At 51.3% G+C, this 21336-nt stretch carries 20 protein-coding genes; 6 read left to right on the top strand and 14 right to left on the bottom strand.

All coding sequences use genetic code 11. From position 1 onward, the window contains the following. The first annotated feature begins 38 nt into the window (after window positions 1-38). Window positions 39-2918 carry an ATP-binding protein gene (locus tag CSR04_RS14435; RefSeq protein ID WP_102797004.1) on the top strand — a complete coding sequence of 960 codons (2880 nt, stop codon included), beginning with the start codon at window positions 39-41 and terminating at the stop codon, window positions 2916-2918. A gap of 26 nt (window positions 2919-2944) precedes the next feature. Here the strand turns inward: CSR04_RS14435 and CSR04_RS14430 are convergent, their stop codons facing one another. From CSR04_RS14430 to CSR04_RS14415, 4 genes are read right to left on the bottom strand one after another with little or no spacing between them, the layout of a single operon-like run. Further along, a complete protein-coding gene (locus CSR04_RS14430) occupies window positions 2945-4168 on the bottom strand; it encodes a hypothetical protein (protein WP_102797003.1) in 1224 nt (407 codons plus the stop codon). Between the two features lies 1 nt (window position 4169). Next, the gene (locus CSR04_RS14425) at window positions 4170-4943 is read right to left on the bottom strand and encodes an outer membrane lipoprotein-sorting protein (RefSeq protein WP_102797002.1); all 774 of its coding nucleotides are present in this window, start codon (window positions 4941-4943) and stop codon (window positions 4170-4172) included. A 22-nt stretch (window positions 4944-4965) separates the two neighbouring features. Beyond that, window positions 4966-7284: an efflux RND transporter permease subunit gene (locus tag CSR04_RS14420; protein WP_102797001.1), complete on the bottom strand. Its 2319-nt coding sequence runs from the start codon at window positions 7282-7284 to the stop codon at window positions 4966-4968. Beyond that, complete coding sequence (locus tag CSR04_RS14415) at window positions 7281-7880, bottom strand: thioesterase family protein (protein WP_102797000.1); 600 nt, start codon at window positions 7878-7880, stop codon at window positions 7281-7283. The genes CSR04_RS14420 and CSR04_RS14415 overlap by 4 nt, the downstream gene beginning before the upstream one ends. Window positions 7881-8088: 208 nt before the next feature. On the opposite strand from CSR04_RS14415, the gene CSR04_RS14410 reads away from it, so the two are divergent. Both CSR04_RS14410 and CSR04_RS14405 read left to right on the top strand, forming a co-directional pair. Then, a complete protein-coding gene (locus CSR04_RS14410; protein ID WP_102796999.1) occupies window positions 8089-8670 on the top strand; it encodes a GNAT family N-acetyltransferase in 582 nt (193 codons plus the stop codon). A 16-nt stretch (window positions 8671-8686) separates the two neighbouring features. Further along, window positions 8687-9052: a cupin domain-containing protein gene (locus tag CSR04_RS14405; RefSeq protein ID WP_102796998.1), complete on the top strand. Its 366-nt coding sequence runs from the start codon at window positions 8687-8689 to the stop codon at window positions 9050-9052. 79 nt (window positions 9053-9131) lie between these two features. Here CSR04_RS14405 and CSR04_RS14400 read toward each other — a convergent pair whose 3' ends face one another. After that, entirely contained in the window at window positions 9132-9392 is a 261-nt protein-coding gene (locus CSR04_RS14400) for a hypothetical protein (protein ID WP_102796997.1), read from the bottom strand. Window positions 9393-9653: 261 nt separating this feature from the next. Between CSR04_RS14400 and CSR04_RS14395 the strand changes: the two genes are divergently transcribed. After that, a complete protein-coding gene (locus CSR04_RS14395) occupies window positions 9654-10631 on the top strand; it encodes a hypothetical protein (protein ID WP_102796996.1) in 978 nt (325 codons plus the stop codon). A 51-nt stretch (window positions 10632-10682) separates the two neighbouring features. On the opposite strand, the gene CSR04_RS14390 is transcribed toward CSR04_RS14395, so the two are convergent. Next, a complete protein-coding gene (locus CSR04_RS14390; protein ID WP_172449365.1) occupies window positions 10683-12449 on the bottom strand; it encodes a serine hydrolase in 1767 nt (588 codons plus the stop codon). A gap of 436 nt (window positions 12450-12885) precedes the next feature. Here CSR04_RS14390 and CSR04_RS14385 point away from each other — a divergent pair, with 436 nt between their 5' ends. Further along, window positions 12886-13521 (top strand): YitT family protein, encoded by a 636-nt coding sequence (locus CSR04_RS14385; protein WP_102796994.1) that lies wholly within the window; start codon window positions 12886-12888, stop codon window positions 13519-13521. A 28-nt stretch (window positions 13522-13549) separates the two neighbouring features. Here the strand turns inward: CSR04_RS14385 and CSR04_RS14380 are convergent, their stop codons facing one another. Next, the gene (locus tag CSR04_RS14380) at window positions 13550-14098 is read right to left on the bottom strand and encodes a papain-like cysteine protease family protein (protein ID WP_172449364.1); all 549 of its coding nucleotides are present in this window, start codon (window positions 14096-14098) and stop codon (window positions 13550-13552) included. Window positions 14099-14308: 210 nt separating this feature from the next. On the opposite strand from CSR04_RS14380, the gene gpmA reads away from it, so the two are divergent. Then, window positions 14309-15055 (top strand): 2,3-diphosphoglycerate-dependent phosphoglycerate mutase, encoded by a 747-nt coding sequence (gene gpmA / locus CSR04_RS14375; RefSeq protein WP_102796992.1) that lies wholly within the window; start codon window positions 14309-14311, stop codon window positions 15053-15055. Between the two features lie 73 nt (window positions 15056-15128). On the opposite strand, the gene CSR04_RS14370 is transcribed toward gpmA, so the two are convergent. The 7 genes from CSR04_RS14370 to trpCF form a co-directional block, all read right to left on the bottom strand. Then, a complete protein-coding gene (locus CSR04_RS14370) occupies window positions 15129-15854 on the bottom strand; it encodes a hypothetical protein (RefSeq protein ID WP_102796991.1) in 726 nt (241 codons plus the stop codon). A gap of 516 nt (window positions 15855-16370) precedes the next feature. Further along, the gene (arfB, locus tag CSR04_RS14360) at window positions 16371-16784 is read right to left on the bottom strand and encodes an alternative ribosome rescue aminoacyl-tRNA hydrolase ArfB (RefSeq protein ID WP_102797091.1); all 414 of its coding nucleotides are present in this window, start codon (window positions 16782-16784) and stop codon (window positions 16371-16373) included. Between the two features lie 72 nt (window positions 16785-16856). Continuing rightward, a complete protein-coding gene (locus CSR04_RS14355; RefSeq protein WP_102796989.1) occupies window positions 16857-17156 on the bottom strand; it encodes a YciI family protein in 300 nt (99 codons plus the stop codon). Between the two features lie 6 nt (window positions 17157-17162). Next, the gene (locus CSR04_RS14350) at window positions 17163-17729 is read right to left on the bottom strand and encodes a septation protein A (protein ID WP_102796988.1); all 567 of its coding nucleotides are present in this window, start codon (window positions 17727-17729) and stop codon (window positions 17163-17165) included. A gap of 239 nt (window positions 17730-17968) precedes the next feature. Further along, entirely contained in the window at window positions 17969-18775 is an 807-nt protein-coding gene (trpA, locus tag CSR04_RS14345; protein ID WP_102796987.1) for a tryptophan synthase subunit alpha, read from the bottom strand. Continuing rightward, window positions 18768-19961, bottom strand: coding sequence for a tryptophan synthase subunit beta (gene trpB, locus CSR04_RS14340; protein ID WP_102796986.1), 1194 nt, complete (start codon window positions 19959-19961; stop codon window positions 18768-18770). Before trpB ends, trpA begins: the two co-directional genes overlap by 8 nt. Continuing rightward, the gene (gene trpCF / locus CSR04_RS14335) at window positions 19961-21334 is read right to left on the bottom strand and encodes a bifunctional indole-3-glycerol-phosphate synthase TrpC/phosphoribosylanthranilate isomerase TrpF (protein WP_102796985.1); all 1374 of its coding nucleotides are present in this window, start codon (window positions 21332-21334) and stop codon (window positions 19961-19963) included. The genes trpB and trpCF overlap by 1 nt, the downstream gene beginning before the upstream one ends. Window positions 21335-21336 lie beyond the last annotated feature (2 nt).

Raw genomic sequence — 21336 nt, 5'->3', positions numbered from 1 at the left:
ATTCTGAACGGCTGTTTAGTTTGGGATTGTGCCGCAAAATGATTTGCAAACCTGCTTTGCCTGTTGCACTGCTTTTTATTATTCTGTTGTCAGGTTGCTATTCCTGTTTTGCCGCTCCTTCAACTGATAAACATGCACCTGGCTACGCGCTTGCCTCGCTGGGTGTCGATTCTGTGCAGCTCAGCCTGTTGGATATATTGGACAAGCCGCAGCAATATGCCTTTGCCGAACTTAAGTCCCATACTTCGTCGGGACGAAAGTTCGCCGCAACCTGGCTCAGATTTAAGCTGGCTGACACGGACTTTCAGGATCCTCTGGTTGTACAGTTTTATTACCCTGGCCTTTATCAGCTTTATTTCCAGGACAATCAGGGGGCCTGGCACACCAAGTCATTTGGCCGCGATATACCCGCCTGGCAATGGGATTATGCCGAGCTGCGCTCAGCTGCCTCCCTTGATCAGAATCTGGATGTCAGCCGCCCGTTTTACATCAAGATCTATCAACAAGGTATTCAACCCATTGGCCATCGGTTGTTACCTTTATGGCAGTTGCAACGTGTTAACCAACTTGAAAACTATTTCTGGGGCGCGGTACTGGGGCTGATGCTGTTGGCCACACTGATTGGTTTGTTGATCTTTGCCCTGGGGCGTGAGCCTGCCTATCTGTATTTTGCCGGCATTTGCCTGAGCTCTTTGGTCTGGAGTGTAATGTACCTGCAACTGGCTCATCTTATCGACAGTCGGCTGTATGCGCAGTCAACCCTGGATTTTGTATTCAACACGGTGATTGCTTCACTGGGCTTTTGTATCGTTCAGTTTATGCGTCACTTTGTGCAGTTCAGACGCTTCTCACTGCGCTTTGACCGCATCTTTGGCTGGGCTGCCAAGGGCTATGTGGCGAGCTATACACTGGTCATCTTTATGACCTATATGGCCCCCGGGCAGATATGGCCAATGCACATTTTTTCCCTGTTTATATTTATTTCCGGGGTGATGGCGATACTGGGGCTATTACTAGGACTGAAACGAAGAGATCGTACCGCTGCCATTATGGCGCTGGCCTGGATCCCGGGTAGCAGCGTGGCAACTGTCTCGGTCCCCACCTACTATGGGATCCTGCCTGGCACCTGGTTGACAGAAAATGTCGTAACGCTGGGGTTGGCGCTGGCAATTGTAATGTTTTCTGTGGCGATAGCCGATCAGGTGTTGCAATTGCGCCAGCAGCGCAACACGTTGTTAAAGAAGCGCAACGAAGAGCTGCAATTGCAAGTGGACAAGCAAACTGCACATCTGCGGCAAAAAAGTGACGAAATTGCGCATCAGCATCAGGTGCTGGCCACGACCCTCAGCTACAAAGAAGATCTGCTGGCCAACATAGCCCATGAACTGAAAACCCCGCTGACCTTGATGCTGGGGGTAATGCGCGGCAGCTATGGCGAAGGGGAACGACAGCAGAAGTTGCATCGTCTGATTTACCGCATCAGTCATTTGCTGGACAGCATGCTGGATTTATCGCAAGCCCGGGAGATGGGCAAGCGCGATAACGCCGCTCATTGTTACCGGGCCCATGAGTTTGTGGAGTTTTATCTGACCACCTACCGGGGTTTTGTGGCACAGGGCCGTCTGAATCTGGAGGATAATCCCCCGGCGGTGGTGTACTGCGCACCGGACACCCTGGATAAGGTCATCACCAACCTGGTAAATAACGCGATTAAGTATTCGCCGCCTGGCAGCGCCATCAGTATCCGGGCCTGGCTGGATGCCGAGCACTGGCAACTGGATGTGCAAAATGGCGGCGAAGGCATAGCCGAAGAGCAATTGCACAGTGTGTTTGAGCGCTACGTGCAGATAGGTGAAGGCAAGCAGTCCTATGGCCTGGGGCTGGGATTGCCGCTGGTGAAACAACTGGTTGAGGCGGCAGGTGGGGGTATCCAGATATGGTCACAACCGGGTGAATATACCCGGGTCAGTGTGCGTTTGCCGCTGGCCGCGGCCCATCAGCAGGCTCAGGAGCCGAGCCGGGGAGTGAGCCACGACGAGTTATCAGAAGAATATCGCCAGTGGCTGCATGCCGAATTAAGTGACATGCCGCCGCCGGTGTTTGCCTTACCGCAAGAAACGCAGGCGCCGGAAGAACAGGCCCTGGTGTATTGCATTGACGATAATCTGGAACTGCTGGGACAGTTACAGGAGCAGTTGGGCCAACGTTATCAGTTGCGCTGTTTTGATAATCCACAGACGGCACTGGCGGAGGCCAGCGCCAGTTTGCCGGATATTATTCTGAGCGATGTGATGATGCCGCAGATGAGTGGTTTTGAGGTAGTGAAACAGGTGCGCGAAGATGAGCTGTTGTCACATATTCCGGTGATACTGCTGACCGCCAGAGCGGATAAAGACAGTCGAAACAAAGGCCTGCTGGCGCTGGCCGATGATTATATTAACAAGCCGTATGAGCCGATGGGACTGGCCCTGAAGATAGATAACCTGCTGGCCATTCGGCGCTTGCTGAGAACCCGCTTTGCGGTGGAAGCCCCCTTGGACCAGGCATCCGACCCGCTCAAGGTGCTGTATCAGGACTGTGCGCCGGACCAGCGTAAGTTTATGGACAAAGTAATTGATTGCCTGAAAGGGCACTTGCAGGAGCCGGACTTTGGGATACGGGAGTTGTCGGAGGCCTTGTATCTGTCAGACTCGCAGGTCAGGCGTAAGGTGAAGGCCATCAGCGGTTATACCCCCCAGGAAGTGCTGCGGATAATTCGTCTGGAAGCGGCGGCGGCCATGATACGGGAAGGGGAGAGTCTCAAGGTGGTGGCCCATGAATGTGGTTTTTCCAGTCAGTCGCATATGGGCACGGCTTTTAAGGCTTATTTTGGTACCACGCCGAATCTGTATCGCCAGACTATGGACCAACAGCAATAAGGATGGCGGGGTCCCGCCATGTTTTTTTAAAAGTACCAATGGGCCTGCACATTGAGTTGATCCAACTCGCTGTATTGACCAAAGTAACCGTTGTTGGCACCGTAAAACCAATCAACCCCGGCTTTAAGTTCCAGATTATCACTGGCGATATACGTCAGTGCCAGGCGTATCAGACCATCACCGGCATTGCTGCCGTACCAGCGCATTTCTGACAGCCAGCGCTGGGCGGCAAAGTCACGGCGCAAGGTCAGTGACCAGATGCGATCCGTGGCGGGACGCACCAGGGTTTCTGCGGGCGACAGCACCTGATCCCACACTAGTTGCAAATTAACAAAGGTGTCCCACGGGCCATTGACATCGATGCCCAGTCCTGCCGCGAACTGATGATGTCGCGTGATACTAAGCTGGCCCTGTTCATGGGTATTAAAATAACGGGAAGGGCTGAGTAGCAGCTCGGCACGCAGCACCGCCTCGCCTAATTGACGACTGGCCGACGCGCCCACCGTGCCGCGCTTTTTGTAAAATGTATTCAACTGAGGTTGAGCATCGGGATTTTGTTGCCAACGGGCCAGTGGCTCAAAATCGTCGCCGTAGCGTGCCTGCACCGACCACTGCCATTCCTGGCTGTAACCTTCGTAACGCATGGCCACTAGGGGTGAACCCGCGGAGTTTGCCACTTTTGCTGTACTGGCGTTGGCCACATAAGGAAAGCCGAAACGCAACCTGGGCGCTTTAAACTCATACCTGTCACCCTGGTGGGGCAGCTTGTGAACCTGGGTTGTGGGTGCAACTAACCATTGCCATTGTCCCTGCTCGGTTGCTCTGGTGGCTGACAGCATCCACTGTCCCCTGGCACTGTCATCGAAGTTGCTCAGAATAAAACGGCTGAAATCCCGTGCAGTGACCTGCTCAAAGTTGACCAGATTATCCAGCTTACTCCAGCTATGTACTTGTTTACCCAATTGCCAGTCCAGACCTTGCCAGGTAAATGAGACAAAAGCTTCGCGTAAATAGGCCGCCTGATGTTCTCCGCTGAGATTAGCTTGACTGTCAGACCAAAGATAACCACTGAACCTCAGATCCAGACTGTCATCTAAGGAAATCACCGCTTTGCCGTCCCATTGCAACCGGCTTTCATACAAACTTCCGTCCGACATGCCGCTGTACAGGGATAAACGGTTATCGAACTGCACTGCTGATTCCTGAGCCTGCAATGCCAATGGCAGAAAACTGAGTAACAACAGGCGCATCTTATTGCCTCAAACTGGTGACATTGAAGCGCTTAGGATCCATGTCTTTGCGGTACTCAACAGTCAGATAGTCAAAGCGACTGGCATGGCCGCTTTGTACATTGCTGACTTCAATTTGCTTGGGAGTCCAGAATCCATCAATCAGTGCTCTGTCAGTGACTTTCACCGTTTTCAGCGGCCTGTCCTGACGATCCCAGAACTCGACTTGTATGGGCAACCAGCTCTGTTCGTCTACTTTGGCAACAAAGCGACTAAAGCCAAGGGAATCCGCCAGCTCAGGGCTGACCGGAATGCCCTGCAGCAACCAGTACCCCTGTTCTTGTCCCAGCAGGCTGAATTGGTAGTCATGCAGTGGAAACTTCAATTCACTTTTAACATCTTCGTAGCTGAATTCGCTGCCCATAAAGTGGTCACCGCGATCAGAGGCCGGAATGCGCCGCTCCCTGCGCAGCGCGGGTAAATACATCCATTGCTCGTCATCGTGATTTTCAAGTTGGTAGTCGAAGGTTAAAAATGCCGTGTCTTTTATTCTTTTGGGCCCGGTAAAGCGAATCAGGGTTTTACGAATCTGCTGATCCGTTGTTCGCCACACTTCCGCTTCGCGGCTCATCTTGTTGCCTGATGGGTCAATTAAGGTCATGCGCAGCTGGCGTTTTACGTGCTGGCCGTCCGGGCGCTGCATGATTTGCTTGGCAACCTCCTGTGCCGTCATAGTCTGTGCCTGAATCGAGCCGCTGATTGTCAGCAGTCCGAGCATAAAAATAGTCAGTTTCATAGGTGTTCCTGTGTTCTTGTTATTACCAATTGATGGATAAGCGGCGTGCGCGATTTGTCGAACGGCGCAGTCGCCATCGGTAGGCCAGGGGGATCATCACCAGAGCGGCAAAAAAGCTGGTCAGGCAGGCAAGGGTGATCATCAGGCCGAAGCGTTGCAGGGTAGGGAGTGATGACACAAACAAGGTAGCGAAACCGCAGGCCAGGGCAGCACCATTAAAGAAACAGGCTCTGGCAGCACTGGGAAACTTATGTTTGATGGCCTCGTCCAGCGACGGGGTGTGCTTGAGGGCGAGTTGCAAGCGTTCAATAAAGTGAATGGCAAAGTCAATTCCCACCCCAATAGCAATGGCGGCGAACATCGACGTAGCTGGTTCAAGGAAGATCCCCTGCCAGCCCATGACCCCATATACCACCAAAATGGCGAAGGCCACAGGCGCCACACAAATCAGTCCGTCAGACAGACTGCGGAACAGCAAACTGGAAAACACCAGAACCAGTAACATAGAAATGCCAATACTACGAAAGTGGCTATCGCCCAGGCGGGTCATCCAGTGGTAGTCGACGTTGACCCTGCCTGCCAGCTCTATGCTGACCCCTTGCTGAGTAAATAACCTTGGCAACTGGGCTTGCAGCGTTTCAACGATGCGTTTTTCTTCACTGAACAGATCGGTATTCAAGTAAGCCCGCACCAGCATCTGCTGATATTGGTTGTCTATCTTGTCAGCGTAATCAGTCGGCTTGGCTGAGGATTCAAACAGCAGCAGATATTGAGAAAAACTGTCTTCGTCGCCCTGAAAACGGGAGACCGATGCATTACCTTCCAGTTGTGCCTGCAGCACGCCCAGTGGATCTAAAATAGACTGGGTTTTGTTCACTCCTCGCATGCTTTGCAAATAGTCCTGAAGTGCTGCGACTTCTTCAAGTAGTGTGCTATTCACCAGTCCCTGCGCACTGTCTGTGCTGATCAGAATGTCCAGATACGCGCTTCCTGCATAGTAGTGGTTCAAGTGATCATGGGCGATGCGAATGGGTTCGCCGGCGGTAAAGTTCTCTACCTGGGCACGGTCAACACGCAGGTGCATGGCACCAGCAGCGGCAATGAGCATGATCAGCAGTAGTATCGTCATGCTGATGCCAGGAGATCGTACCGTCGCCAACGACAATCGGGTCAGTGCTTTGCCCACCAGGTTGGCCCGGTTATCCTGGCGTCTGGCGAAGATACTGGTTTCTGGCAATCTGAGCAGGATCAATAGTGCGGGCAGGACTAACATGGTGAACAGCCAGGCGATAAGCACGCCCAGGGCGGCAAACAAGCCAAAATACTTTACCGGAGGCATAATGGATGCCACAGACAGGCCAATAAACCCAGCCAGGGTGGTGAGGGTGGTCAGTGTGATAGGGCGGGCCATATCCAGCATGGCTGCACCCACCAGCCTGCGCTGTGACCAGTTACCATGTTGTGCTTTGAGCTCATAGTAGGCGGTGAGTACATGGATTGCATCGGCCACCGCAATGGCCGTGATAACCACTGGCAAGGCACTGGTAATGGCATAGTAAGGCACATTGAACCAGGCCATGGTACCTATGGCGCCAAGCGCGGAGGCCAGTATCACCACTAACGGACCGGTCAGAGCCTTAAATTGTCTGAAGGCCAGATACAGCAACAATAAGATGGTGCCGACCACGACCGGCTGCATACGCCGTGAATCCGTGTCAATGTACTTACTGAGATAGCCGCCAACCGCTCCCTGACCGGCCACATAAATATGCTGTGAAGTGGTTTCAAAAGGTGCGACCGTCTGCAATAGCAATTGATAGGTTTCATCGGCCTTGTCTTGCTCTGCCAGCTCAACCACCAAGGCCAGAGCACGTTGATCATAGGCAACCAGTGTGCCGATAAAAGGCGGCATCTGCATGGCCTTGCGGCCGATGTCCTCGGCTTGTCGAAGGGTGCTGATTTGCTCTGACAACAAAGGTGCAACCTGTAAACTGCTATCATCTGCCTGGATGTGTGCTTCACTGACCAGGCTTTTTACCTGTCTGACATTGGCAAGTGCAGCAAATTGATGATGCAGGTTTAACAGCAGATTCAGGCTTTGGGGGCTGAATATAGACCCATCTGCGCTGCTGATGGAGACCACCAGTGGGTCCTGCAGTCCGAACACTTGCCTGACTTTGTCGCGTGACAAAATAGATGGGTGATCGGCCGGAATAAAGGCGTCCACTGACGTGTTCTTGACCAATTTATGCAGACCCGCTGCGCAGATCAGGATAAACAACAACCCCAGCAATAAGCAGCGTTTGGGATGCTGGATGGCAACAGTTAAGAATCTGCTCATCTGGGTTGATTTCCGGTCAGATAGTCAAATGCTGCCGCCTGGCTATGACGCTCAGCCACATGACTGAAACTTTGCTGTCCTACCAATGTGTCATCAGCATTCAGCCAGGCAGACACTTTGGGACAGTGAGCGGGACTTTGTAAGCCTGGTACCACTTCATCAATTATCGGCTGCGTGCCAGCCCAGCCTTTTTTACTGCGCAGGGCGGCGCGTGTCAGGCAACATGCTACTTCTTTGCCACACATGGTTTCAAACCTGTGCTCAATAAAGAACCAGCGCTCATCCCAGGAGGTGACTCGGGTCACCACCCGGTATTTTTGCCATAGTTTCAGGGCACGGCTATAGCGTATTAAGCTGCCGCCAAGTAATGCTCCCCAGCGATTACGCAAAATGGCATTTAAGATCCTGGCCTGACTCATCCAGTCCATACGCGCTACATCAGAAATCTGCAGGTAGCGACCGTTATTCATATGGCCCAGCACATCGAGATCCCAGGGCATCACGCGGAAATAGCTGACGATGGGTTCAAGTGGGTGCTTTTGCTTGGTACGAAAACCTTTCAGCAGGGCCAGCAGCAGTCGTAAATACAGGTTCATTGGTTACTCCCTTGGTTCTACCCGCCTATGGTAATCAGGGTGGGAGCGGCCGGGATATCATTAATGGCGCATGATTTATCAGCCTGCTGACATTAATCAGATAAGTGAGCCTTTGGCTCTCTGACAATACATTTTGCGCGTATGTTGATAGGCCTGCTAATGCCATTTGATTAAGCTATTGATCAAAACAAACAGAGGAGCATCACTGATGCCAGACACTCCGCATTTGTATGGTGTGAAAGTGCGACTAAGGCCGATTGATGAGGCTGATGCAGATGCCATGTTTGCGTCATTGCACGATCCCTTGCTGCAAAAGCTAACCGGTACTGAACAAACCTTCAGTCTGCAGCAGGTCAGGGATTACTGCCGATGTGTGGCACAGGCCAGGGACAGATGGGACTTTATGATTGAATCCAGCGCACATCCGAATCAGTTGCTGGGTGAGGCCAGTCTCAATGAATATGACGCTGACGAGCAATCCGCCAATTTTCGTATTGCTTTATATGAATCCGGCCAATTTGGCCAGGGGCTGGGCGGCGAAGCGTCGCTGTTACTTATTCAGTTTGGTTTCACCCAACTGGGCCTGAAACGAATCAGCCTGGATGTATTGGCATTTAATCAGCGCGCCAGGCGCTTATATACAAAGTTGGGCTTTAAACAACGGGTAACAGCTTCACTACGCCCTGACGATGGCAAGGATTGGGTGGAGATGGACTTACTGGCAGAAGATTTTTTTGCTCAGGGAGCGCGTCATAGCGACCTTCCCTTATGGCGTTCAGTATTGGTTTAATCACAGGAACAATTGCATGTTGAATCAAGTCATCAATTTTGCTGAAAAACTGACCTTATTTAATGAACATTGGTCGCCCAAGGTGGTGACAGAGATGAATGACTATCAGTTTAAGCTGGTAAAAGTGCTGGGGGAATTTGTCTGGCATGAACACCCAGACACAGATGAAGTCTTTATTGTACTCAAAGGTTGTCTGGATATTGAACTGACAGACAGTCTGGTTCATTTGCAGCAAGGCGAGATGTTTGTGGTCAAACGCGGGGTGATGCACCGGCCAGTGGCCAGACAGGAATGTCATATCTTGTTGGTGGAGCCTAAAGGGGTAATAAATACCGGAGAGGCTGGCGGGCAACTGACGGCCGCCAATGATGTCTGGATCTGAGCTGTGTTGTCGCATCCGTCAAGCCGTTCCTGCTGACATTCCGGCTATGTCAGATATCCGGCTAATCTGCATACTATCTTCAGCAGTCATCAGGTCCGGTTGGTGGCCCGCCAGCCGGGCATACCCAGACCCACTCGGTTCGGCATGAACCTTCTACTACTTGCGTACGCTGCTCTGTGACGAAATATACCGACTGCGAAATCAGCGGTATTGCGCCATGAAATTGTACATATTCCCAGCGGCCTTCCTGGGTGCGTACTTTTTTGATTTTATGGGCTAAGGTTTGCAGCGGACAGACAGCTGGAGCAACCATGCTGGCAAATAAAATAACTTTGTGCATTTTTTGCTTCCTTCCATATGATTTTGCTTAGCGCTGGCCATCTGCCATCGCCTGGCTATTACAGCAAACTTGCGGGCATCTGTAGGCAAGAGGTAGGGAACATGCAGCTTAAGCGATACACTTTGCTCGATTGAGCATGGGGCCAGTCCGAATGCAGGGTGAGACTGATTGACGGATGACAAATATGTCCCGAAATTTGATAGAGAAGAGATAGGGACGCTGGGTAACATGGACCTTCAAACGCCTGCCGAAGGAAAAATAATGTACCGCCTAGGCCTACCCCCCATATTTTTGATCGCTTGTCTGATTTTCGAGGGCAGTGCAGATGCCGCAGATAAAAAACACGTCACCGATGCCGTGGTGGATCTGGACTACAAAGCCAGTTTTACAGCGCTTGCCTATGCCCATGATACTAAAGTGCTGATAGACAGGGTTCATCCAACCATATACCAAAATGAGGGTGATGAGCATGGTGCCCATGCTATGTTGGATATTTTGCTAAGAGATGGTTTTAGTTACGCCTATATAGACAAAGCCTTAGACGCTTCAGCCCTGATCGGAGATATTCTGATTATCCATGGGCTACCGGAAGTTAGTGAAACCTTGCCCAATGGCGCGACATTCTGGAAATCAGGACTGTCTGCTCAGGAACTACAGGATATCGTGCATTTTGTGGATGGCGGCGGCGGACTCTTTCTAGTGCTGAGCCATCACCCTGGAGGCAGTGGCGCTAAGGCACTGCTGGATGCGTTGGGGGTGGAGTTTCGGGATGGCTATCTGTTTACATCGCTATTTCCCAGCTTTGTTTCTGCAGATGACCGATGTTCGCATTTTTTCGGTATGTCCGAAAAGGATGGACTGCTGAATACCGCCCACCCGCTGTTAGCCATGGGAGAAACGGTGCGAAAAGTGGACTTTCTGTGTGGCGCAGCAGTGTTTCGCCAGCCCCAGGATGCAGTGCTGCGATTCCCGCCCGGCTCGGCCAATTTCAATCAGGACAATAGTTTTCATGAAAGCTCAGATTATTATGCTGGAATGCTGGCATTTGAATATGGCCGGGGCAGGGTGGTGATTACCACAGACCAGGGCATGTTCCGCAATTTTATTTTTACCTTTGATCACAAAGAAAAAGTCCATGTGACGATCAGCAGCCCGGATAATGATAACGCCAAGTTGTTTGTAAACACTATGCGTTGGCTGTCATCCAGGATTTCTGCTACTATGCAAGCAAGCCCTTAGCTCTGACCTGGTTCGCTGCTTTAATCAGCGTGGATGCACCAAGTAACAGGCTTATGGACATATGGCCTGCAGGTCATCCGCCAGTTTCAGCATTGACAGTTTGTCATTATTAAAACTGTCCTGATAGCGATACAGCACTATGTCGTTGCCGGGGAACATCACGTAGTTGTTCCCGTACCCCAGCATAAAAGGCACCATGGGGGCGCAAGTTGCAGATAACGGCATAGGCTGAGCCCAGAAACTATGATGATAACGGCGTCCCAGCGATGGCGTTGCATCGGCAGGCAAACCGGTATCCTGGTTAAAACTAAGGATCTCTTCTATCAGTGCAGATGACAGCAGTTGTTCGCCCTGCCAAATACCTTTTTGCTGTAACAATAAAGCCAGTTTGGCGGTGTCCTGCTCGGTGGGATAAATGCCGACGCCCATGATGGGTATCGCTGTCTGTGCATCCGCTTCTGTGGTGTGCATCATCGCAAAGTGTGACATGCCGAGCCTGGCATAGACATCCTCCTGCATCATTTGCCATAACGGCCGTGTGTCTCCCTGGCTGGCAAGATAGTGCTGCATCGCCACCGCCAGAACAAAAGTCACAGACGTGTTATAGCGCACTATTTCTCCCGGCCCCCAGGGATAATCGCCAAAGGCCAGGGCATGTCTAAGTTTGTCATTGCTGCTGCGAGCCAGACTGAACAATGTCATGCGGCTGTCGGGTTCGAAGTGTTCGTCTGCAAAAGTGGCAAGGATATCTGCATCTGGGTAGGCATCACCGGTGCCCGTAGCCATAGACAAGGCCTGAGAAAAGGTTACCTGCTGCCAACCATGGTGTAATCCCCCTTGTGGAATGTGCGCGATGATTTTTTCGTGCAACACTTCTGCGCCATATACCTGTGCGAGCCTGAACAAGGTGAGGGCGGCTGCCATGGACTTGGAAACGGAATAGACACCATGGCGCATGGCCTCAGGATAAGGAAACGGGCCGTATCGGGTATTTAGCGGCTTAGCGTAAAGCCGCCCCTGATAGATCAATCCGGTGGCAGACAGATTGTGCTCGGCAATGCTGCTTGTATACGCGGATAAAGACGCATCTGTGGCAATTTCTGCCAGTGATTGCCAGGCCCCCCGCGGCAAGTTCATTTGTTGTTCCCATTGCCAGTGTGTCTTGGCACTTTGCATATCCAACTCTGTCTTGTCGGTCAGCGCCAGCGGCACGGTGCCCCAGAAATCCTGTTTTAACCAGTCCACATTTTCCTGAAAAATCTGCAGCCAGCCCTGACTGATCTGGCCGTCTTTATACAAAAAGGTCAGCACGCCATTGTGCGCATTGGCGTAGTAAGGATTGACCAGGGTCACGACTAACTGGCCGCGGCTCATACCCTGATCATCACGTTGCTGCCAGATACGTCCAGGGGAAAAAATGAGTTGCCAGAACTGTGCATTCTGATGTGTTGCCAAAATACCGCGCTGCACCGGTATCAACATGTCGCCCTGGCTGAATATATCCAGTTCAAAAGGCGGCAGTGCGCGATAACTCAGCGAGCCGTTAAACATTTCAGCGCCATTGGTAGCCAGTACCGTGCCCGGTGACGACAGCCTGGCAATCAAGGGCTGGCCATCTGTGGCATCAGATGGGGCTGATAAAAGCCTGGTCTGTACTGGGGCGGCGGGTAGCATCTCTGTACGCATCAGGCCCGCAAAGGTCAGTTGCGTCGGGACCGAAGTGCCGGCAGTCGGTGCAGGCGTGTCACTTGCGCCTCCACAACCCACCAACAAACGAACGGTAATCAGAATACCGACAATCAAATGTACCTGGTGCACAACATTCTCCTTATGCAGGCTTGGCGGACAGGGAAAAGCCATTTTAGGTATGGGTGGCCTCAGTCCGTAGTGTGCAACAAAGTGTTTGTGGCGAGAACAAGGTTGGCTTGTTTGCAGCATCCTATGCATGAATTCTGTTAAATCATGCGCGCTTGATGCCAGGGGCATGATGGTTAAAATAAGTCACTTATTGCGTCACGCTGCGATAGCTCATTTATCTTCCTGCCAGGTAAAAATAAGCAGCAACCTACCTGCGTTTTTTCATTCTGGCTACACGCTGCTTACCAACAGTTAAAGAGTCGTAAAGTCCACCTTACTTTTTACACTTTGCCGGGCTGTATGATGTGTTTATTGATACTCATCAAAGCGAAGTTGGGCAGGTAAAATACAATGCCAGCTTGTTTTTGCTATTTGTTCTAAAAGCCAAGGAAATACCATGCCCCTGCCGTCACATAAAATCTATGAAGATGCCATTGCCCTGATGGTGGCGGCACTGTTTGTGGCGATTGGCTTACTTTTTTTTAAAACTGTAGGACTGGTAACAGGAGGCACATCAGGTCTGGCCCTGATCGGCGCATACCTGGGGCCTGTCGGTTTTGGTGTGTGTTTTTTCCTGTTGAATCTGCCGTTTTATTATCTGGCCTGGCGGCAACTGGGCTGGCGATTCACTTTTAATACCTTTTTAGCGGTGTCACTGGTTTCAGTTTTTACTGATTATCTGCACCTGGCCTTAAGTATTGAACAGGTGCATCCGGTCTTTGCGGCGGTGGCTGGTGGTGGGCTGATTGGTACAGGTTTGTTAATTCTGTTTCGTCATCAGGCCAGTTTAGGTGGATTGGGGATCCTGGCTTACTACCTGCAACAAAAATACAAGCTGCGGGCTGGTACATTTCAATTAGTGGTGGATTGCCTGATTCTTTCATTGGCGGCACTTTGCTTTGATCTTCAGGCGGTGATTTACTCGGTATTGGGTGCCGTGGTGGTCAATTTGCTGTTGACCATCAACCACAGACCTGGTCGCTACCAGGCCGTGGTAGAAATGGCGCAGCAGGCCAAGTTAAGTCAGGCTTAGTAAGGTTCGGCTGCCCAGCATGGATTGTTCACTGCCTGAATACTGTTAATACCACATTGCCTGTAACGCCCACTGCCGGGTGATATGAACCGTCGCTTTCGATAAAACGTACACCATAGCCCGGATCTGCGACGATAATCCGCCCTGAAGTGGCGTCACGGTCAACCCCGACCACCACATGTCCGCCGCCGCCAGCCCAGTAGACGCCGATAATCATTTCATTTTTAGGCCTTACTTCGGCCATTTTATCTTTTAGCGCCTGTGTGGTATTGGCTTCCCAGATATAGCTGGTATTTATCCCTGGCCTCAGACTTTTTAAGGCCTGAACCATAGGAGCTGGTGCCGTTGGTGTAGTAGTGAAATTATGCCCTGTCTGGGTCACGACGCCGCCGCCGCCCAGCGAACTGGTGCCACCTTCGGCCAATGACACATAGGCTCTGGTTGTACCTTCACCTGGGTCAACGCCATTGACATAAATACCCATCATTCTGATACAGGCCGGGGCACAGGAGTTACCCAACTGTTGGCGTAATATCTGATACCACTTACCTGTTACTGCCGATCTTTCGTTAGCCATATCCATTCTTCCTTATACTAGATAAACCTTACGTACCAATTGTTCGCGATAAAGCTTGGCAGACAGATGCCAGAATGGCAAAAATGCCAGGCCCTTTACTCTGGATTTTTAGGTCCGAATCAAAGAAGATAGCAGGCCTTGTTTGAGGCAGTGAGGCCTGCGGGTAAAGCTGACCTTTTCCATTAGTCACCAAGGGTTGAATCTATTCCTATGTATAAACTAGTTCTTATTCGTCATGGCGAGAGTCAGTGGAACCTGGAAAACCGCTTTACCGGCTGGCATGATGTGGACCTGACCGAAACCGGTGTGGCCCAAGCTGTCAATGCAGGTAAACTTCTGAAAGACGGCGGCTTTGAGTTTGATATTGCCTACACCTCTGTGTTACTGCGTGCTATTAAAACCCTGAATCTGGCACTGGAAGAAATGGGCCAGCACTATCTGGCGGTTGAGCGGCATTGGCGCTTAAATGAACGTCACTATGGTGCCCTGACTGGGCTGGATAAGGCCGAGACTGCCGCCAGACATGGTGAAGACCAGGTGAAAATCTGGCGTCGTAGTTTTGATGTTCCACCACCTGCGGTTGAGTTGGATAGTGAGCATTTTCCAGGTCATGATCGTCGTTACAGCCATGTGGATCCTGCTATCCTGCCGCGTGCTGAAAGCCTGAAGCTGACCATAGAGCGGGTATTACCCTACTGGCATGATGTGATTCGCCCCAGTATCCAAAGTGGTAAGCGAGTGATCATTGCTGCGCACGGCAATAGCCTGCGTGCCTTGGTTAAGTATCTGGACAATATGTCTGATGAAGCGGTGCTGGAACTGAATATTCCTACCGGTGTGCCGTTGGTATATGAACTGGATGCAGAGTTTAACCCTGTTTCCAAGCAGTACCTGGGCGATCCTGAAGCGATTAAAGCCATGATGGACGCCGTGGCCAAGCAAGGCAAAGCCAAATAACCAACACAACCTTTAATGCCCAGTCGCTAAGTAATGGCTGGGCATTAACAACTTTGTTGAGTGCCTCAACTGTTTAGTGCGGCTTAAATGCCGGCAATTTGCGGCGGATGGTGCTCTGCAAAGCAGGGAGTAGCTTGGCATGCTTGTTATGAATGACATGATGCATGCTCAGCTTTTTCACCTCAATCAGGTTAAACTCTGCCTTCAACTGCCTGACTTCTGCTTTCGTTGTTCCATACAGCAGAAAATCTACCCGGCCATTTCTCAACATGCTGAGTGAATCGGTCAGGCTGCTCTCAAAGAACAATTGTGACTTCACGCCCATTGTCTGAATCGTTGCTATATCACCAAGGTTGGTGAAAATGGCGTTATCTTGACTCTGTAGCACCGACAAATCACAAGTGTCTTTGCGTTTACAAAGCAGCACCAGGTCGGCCTCATAAATGGCGGGCTCAACAATGACGAGGTTCTTGTGGGCCATGGCATTCTCTTTTACTAGTAGTACCGCAGCGTCGGTTTCTCCTCGTTCCAGTAAGGTAAATTCATCAACACTGGGTACGGCTTGAGTAGTAACGTCAATGCCAAGATCCTGATACACGGTGGTAATAAAGTCGATAAAAGGCTGCTTCTGGGAATGCTGAATATGTGTCAGCAGCATTTTTTGTGACGCTGGCGTCAGCTCTGTAGCGATGGACATATAAGGGATCAGCAAAGCCAGGCCGATTATCCACTGCCAGCGGTTAAATGCTGAATGTAGCCCAGTGTGCCAAGACCAATCTTTGCGTTGTAACGCACTCATTTTTATCCATCCTGCCTTAGGGGCTGCTTATACTTTCAAGTATAGATTTTGTTCAAACCCAGCCCCTTCTGACCACGACGCCGGGCTGCTGGTCTAGTGGGCGCAAAGCGCAATGCATTGCTGACAGAAGGCATGGCGGATGCGCCTGTGCAGCAACGACTCTCCTGGTGGAGTGAATGCGTGGCAGGTTCATTGCCTCAAATATGAATGTCAATTTCAAAACGCGGATGTTTGGCTAGGTGCCAAAATTGGCGATAAGTATAAAGATAACTGGTCCGATCACAATGCTCTGCAGGGGCTGACTCTGGTCAAATCGCACAGATATACAGCCTGATACTTTTAGCATCTGAATCCATGCTTAGCTACTGGATTAACCGCCTGTTTTGTCGGCATTTATATGCTAAGAATTCAAAACAGGTATCAGACTGTTGCAGATTGCCCCAATATTGGGCATGAAATCCAATACGAATTTTCTGCCTATACAGCTGGCACTAATTAGTGGTAGAGGTATGCGGATTAGTAATCCACTTTCCCTCGTAAGCTTTTTTTCGCCCCAGCTTTCTTTTTGCCTTCCACGCGGCGTTTTTGCGAAGCCTTGGTTGGCTTGGTGGCGCGGCGTGCCTTTTGGGTTTTTCCAGCACTTTGAATAATCTCAGTCAGTCGATTCAGGGCGTCCTCACGATTTTGTTCCTGGGTACGATAATTCTGCGCCTTGAGAATGAGGATGCCGTCATTGCTGATACGGCTGTCAGACAGTGTCAGCAGGCGTTCCTTGTAGAAGTCGGGCAGCGAAGAGGCGCGGATATCAAAGCGTAAATGAATGGCGCTGGACACCTTATTGACATTCTGGCCACCGCTACCCTGAGCACGGATGGCGGTCAGTTCCACCTCGGCAGGATCTAATTGTACGTTTCGACTGATTTGTAGCATGTCATTGGTTTTCAACTGAAAGTGATCAGATGGCGTCATACGCTGACGACGGCCATCTGTAAACCGGCAGCTTTAAGGCAGTACCTTCTTATAAGGTTTAACGATAGTACGCTGATAGACACCGGCAGCCATATAAGGATCGGCATCCGCCCAGGCTTGGGCTTCCTGCAGGCTGGCAAACTCCGCAATCACCACTGAGCCACTGAAACCGGCTTCGCCAGGGTCCTCGCAATCAATGGCCGGACAGGGGCCCGCTACCAATAACCGCCCCAGGTCTTTAAGCGCCTGTAAACGGGCCAGATGATCTGGCCTGGCGGCTTTGCGCTTTTCCAGGCTGTTGGCCACATCTTCGGAGAAAAATACATACCACATGACCACTTATCCTTGCTTGTTATCGTCAATTTGCTCGTCTTGTTTTTGCTCTTCCGGCATATAACGGTAAGCATACATAATGGTCAGAATAGTGAACACCAAGGTTACACCGGTCATACCAAATACTTTAAAACTCACCCAGGTGTCCTGACTGAATTCATAGGCCACGTAAATATTCAGCACGGCACTGGCGACAAAAAATACCGCCCATCCGGTGTTGATACGCTTCCAGATCGTTTCGGGTAGTTCCATGGCGCTGCCGAGCAGCTCTTTTAGGGCGGGGCGCTTCATGATTTGGCTACCAATCAGAATGGCCGCAAAAATCAGATAAACAATGGTGGGTTTCCACATAATAAAATGTTCGTCATGCAGGGCGATGGTCAAGCCGCCAAACACCACAATCATGGCAAAAAACACCCACTGCTTTTTGGGGATTTCTTTGGTCCGTAGGTAGGTCACCAGCATTTGCACTGCAGTGGCGGCCATCAGCGCGCCTGTGGCCCAGAAAATATCGACAAACTTATAAACCAGGAAGAACACCAGCAGGGGCAGAAATTCCATCAGAAATTGCATAGTCGCGTATACCTCTTTATCGCAATGCTGGGATAGTACCGATTTTTACTGTGGCTGGACAGGGCTAGGTGGTGACTTTTGCCGTTGATTGCAACGTGCTTTGTTGGAAATGTGCCGCTCAGTCTTAGTTTACTGACTCGGAAACACGAAATTTTCACCGCAGAGGCGCAAAGAACACCGAGATTTTAATAGTTTAAACTGTATTCTCGGCGGCTCTGCGGTGAATCTATCTTCGGTTATTAGCGGTTGGTAGCGGCTTTCATGCCAGCCACAAATTCGGTTAAACGGGTGAGCATCATGGCTTTATTTTCCAGGTGCTGTTCAATAATTTTCACCGTGGCTGAACCGGCAATCGCACCTGCCGCGCCAGCTTCAATGGCGGCTTTAACCTGTTCCGGTTTGGAGATACCAAAGCCCAGAATCGGCCGGGCCGCACCTACCTCATGAAGCTTGCTTATCAGGTTGGATGCTGGCATATCGGCGGCTGTTTCTGTTCCGGTGACACCAGCACGGCCTAACAGATAGGTGTAACCGCTTGAAAGTTCACCAATTTGTTGCAGGGTCTGCTCTGATGCATTGGGGGGGGCGATCAGTATCTGGTGAATACCCTGTGCTTTGGCAGCGGCCATAAACGGCTCACCTTCACGAATGGGCACATCCGCGACCAAAATGGAATCCACCCCAGCTTCGGCACACTGACGATAAAACTCATCAATTCCAGGCGCCAGTACCAGATTGCTGTAGAGCAACAAGCCGATGGGGATCTCGCGGTGGCGCTCCCGAATGCGGCGGATAATGGCCAGGCAATCCTTGGGGCTGACACCTTTATCCAGAGCACGAATGGCGGATTTTTGAATTGTGGGGCCGTCGGCAATAGGGTCAGAAAAAGGGATACCCAGTTCCAGTGCATCGGCGCCACCTGCTATCAGGGCTTCAATCACCTCCAGACTGGTTTCCATATCCGGATCGCCCAGAGTCACGAAGGGCACAAATGCGCCTTGCTTGTCGTTGTCCAGGCGCTGGAACATCTGTGCATATCTATCCATTGTGGGAATCCCCTTTTAAAAACTGCTGTACATGGGCCAGGTCTTTATCACCGCGGCCTGACAGGTTAACGACAATTAAGGTTTCTTGTTCTGCCGCGTCGGCCATATTCAGCGCATGGGCCAGCGCATGGGACGATTCCAAAGCAGGAATAATGCCCTCTTTGCGGGCCAAGATCTGAAAGGCGTTCAGCGCTTCTTCGTCGGTGACTGACTCGTAGGTAGCGCGGCCAATATCATGCAAGTAAGCGTGTTGGGGGCCTACTGCCGGGTAATCCAAACCAGCAGAAACGGAGTAAGATTCTTCAATCTGCCCTTCCGGTGTTTGCATAATGTAGCTGTAGGCACCGTGCAATATCCCCTTGGTGCCTTTGGCAATCGCCGCACCATGTTCGTGGGTATGCAGGCCTTTGCCGGCAGGCTCAACACCGATTAACTGCACCTCTGGGGTGTCAATAAAATCCGCGAAGGCGCCAATGGCGTTGGAGCCGCCGCCAACACAAGCTACGACTGCATCGGGCAAGCGACCTTCTTTTTCCAGGATCTGGGCGCGGATTTCTTCGCTGATCATCTTGTGGAATTCCCGCACTATGGTGGGGAAGGGGTGCGGGCCGGCAGCCGTGCCAAGCAAATAGTGCGCATCCTGATAACTGGCAGACCAGTCGCGCAGGGCCTCGTTGACCGCGTCTTTCAATGTCCCGGAGCCGGCATTGACCGGAATAACCTCAGCGCCCATTAAGCGCATACGAAATACATTAGGTGCCTGGCGTTCAACATCTTTGGCGCCCATATAAATACGCGCCTTCAAGCCAAGCAATGCGCAGGCAAGGGCGGTGGCCACACCGTGCTGACCCGCACCGGTTTCGGCGATCACCTGGGTTTTACCCATGCGCTTGGTTAGCAGCGCCTGCCCCAGCACCTGGTTGGTTTTATGGGCGCCGCCGTGTAACAGATCTTCACGCTTCAGATACAGGGTGACCTTGGGATTGCTGACCAGATTGCGGGTTCTGGTCAATGGTGTGGGGCGGCCGGCATAGTCATTCAGCAGGCTTTTGAATTCCTGTTGAAACTCCGGGTCCTGCTGGGCGTCAATAAATGCCTGTTCCAACTGGTCGAGGGCCGGGATCAGCAGCTCTGGAACATACATGCCGCCATAGTCACCAAATTTGGTGGATAAATGTTTGCTCATTAGTAGTCTCTTAATTGTGCGAATAGTTGCTGTAATTTGTGTGGATCTTTTACCCCAGGGCGACTTTCTATACCGGAGTTCACATCCAGTAGCCCAACACCTGTGGCAGCGGCCTGACGGATATTGTCTGGGTTGAGCCCGCCAGCCAGGGCAATGTGGGACTTATCTTTAACGTCGCTTAGTATGGTCCAGTCAAACTGTTGACCTGTGCCACCAAAGTCATTGCCGACCTGACAGTCGAGCAGATATTTATCTACATTAGGGTTGTGCATGGCGGGCAGCATATCCGTTACGCCCAGTGCTTTCCATAATTGGCAAGCATGGGGCAAGATGCTTTTCAGGGCGGCAATATAGTCATCGCTTTCCTGACCATGCACTTGCACGGCGCTTAAGCTCAGACTGTCGGCAAGCCTTGCCACCTCCTCTAAGGGCGAGTTAACAAATACGCCGACATAATCAAGTGGCACCTGTTCCACCAACTGCCTGGCCTGGGTTTCGCTGATACGACGCTTAGATTGTTCGGCAAATATCAGCCCGCCGTAACTGGCGCCACTGCGTTTTACCGCCTGAGCGTCCTGGATATTGGTCAGGCCACAGATTTTTATGTTGCCAAACAGCAGTTGGTGCACTGCCAGGGGCAGATTCTGCTGCGCCATTAATGAGCTGCCCACCAAAAAGCCATCCGCCAAAGGGGCCAGGCGTAATACATCCTGGTGAGTATAAATGCCGGACTCAGAGATAATCAGGGCATCTGCAGGCAGTAGCGGGGCCAGTGCCTCGGTGGTCGCAAGGTCGGTGGTTAAATCACGCAGGTTGCGATTGTTAATGCCAATGATCTTGGCACCCAGATTGGTGGCGCGATGTGCCTCTTCCTGATTAGACACCTCGGTCAGCACATCCAACTGATAGTGGGCGGCGAGTTCCGCCAGTTCCAGATAACTGGCATCATCCAGTACCGACAACATCAGCAGAATCGCATCGGCATGATAATAGCGAGCCAGGTGTACCTGATAAGGGTCGATAAAGAAATCCTTATTCAGCACGGGCTGGCTGACCCGCTCGGTCACATAGCTTAGATAGTCGTAGCTACCCTGAAAGTATTTTTCATCCGTCAGCACTGAAATAGCGGCGGCATGGGGTTGGTAGGCGGTTAAGATCTCATCCAGGTCAAACACCGCTCTGATTAATCCCTTTGAAGGCGACGCCTTTTTACATTCGAAAATAAACCCTGCCTGCGGCTGGTTTAAAGCCTCATACAGGCTTTTGTCTGACGGGGTCAGGTTGTTGACAAAGCTTTCCAGTGGCAGGACCTGCTTGCGGGCAATCAGCTCCTGACGCTTATCTGCAACAATTTTTTCCAATACGTTGGCCATCT

Source organism: Bowmanella denitrificans (assembly GCF_002887595.1).
In the GTDB taxonomy this organism is placed as follows: Bacteria; Pseudomonadota; Gammaproteobacteria; order Enterobacterales; family Alteromonadaceae; genus Bowmanella; species Bowmanella denitrificans.
The sequence above is the reverse complement of the archived record's forward strand: the minus strand, read 5'-3'. Positions and strand labels throughout refer to the sequence as shown.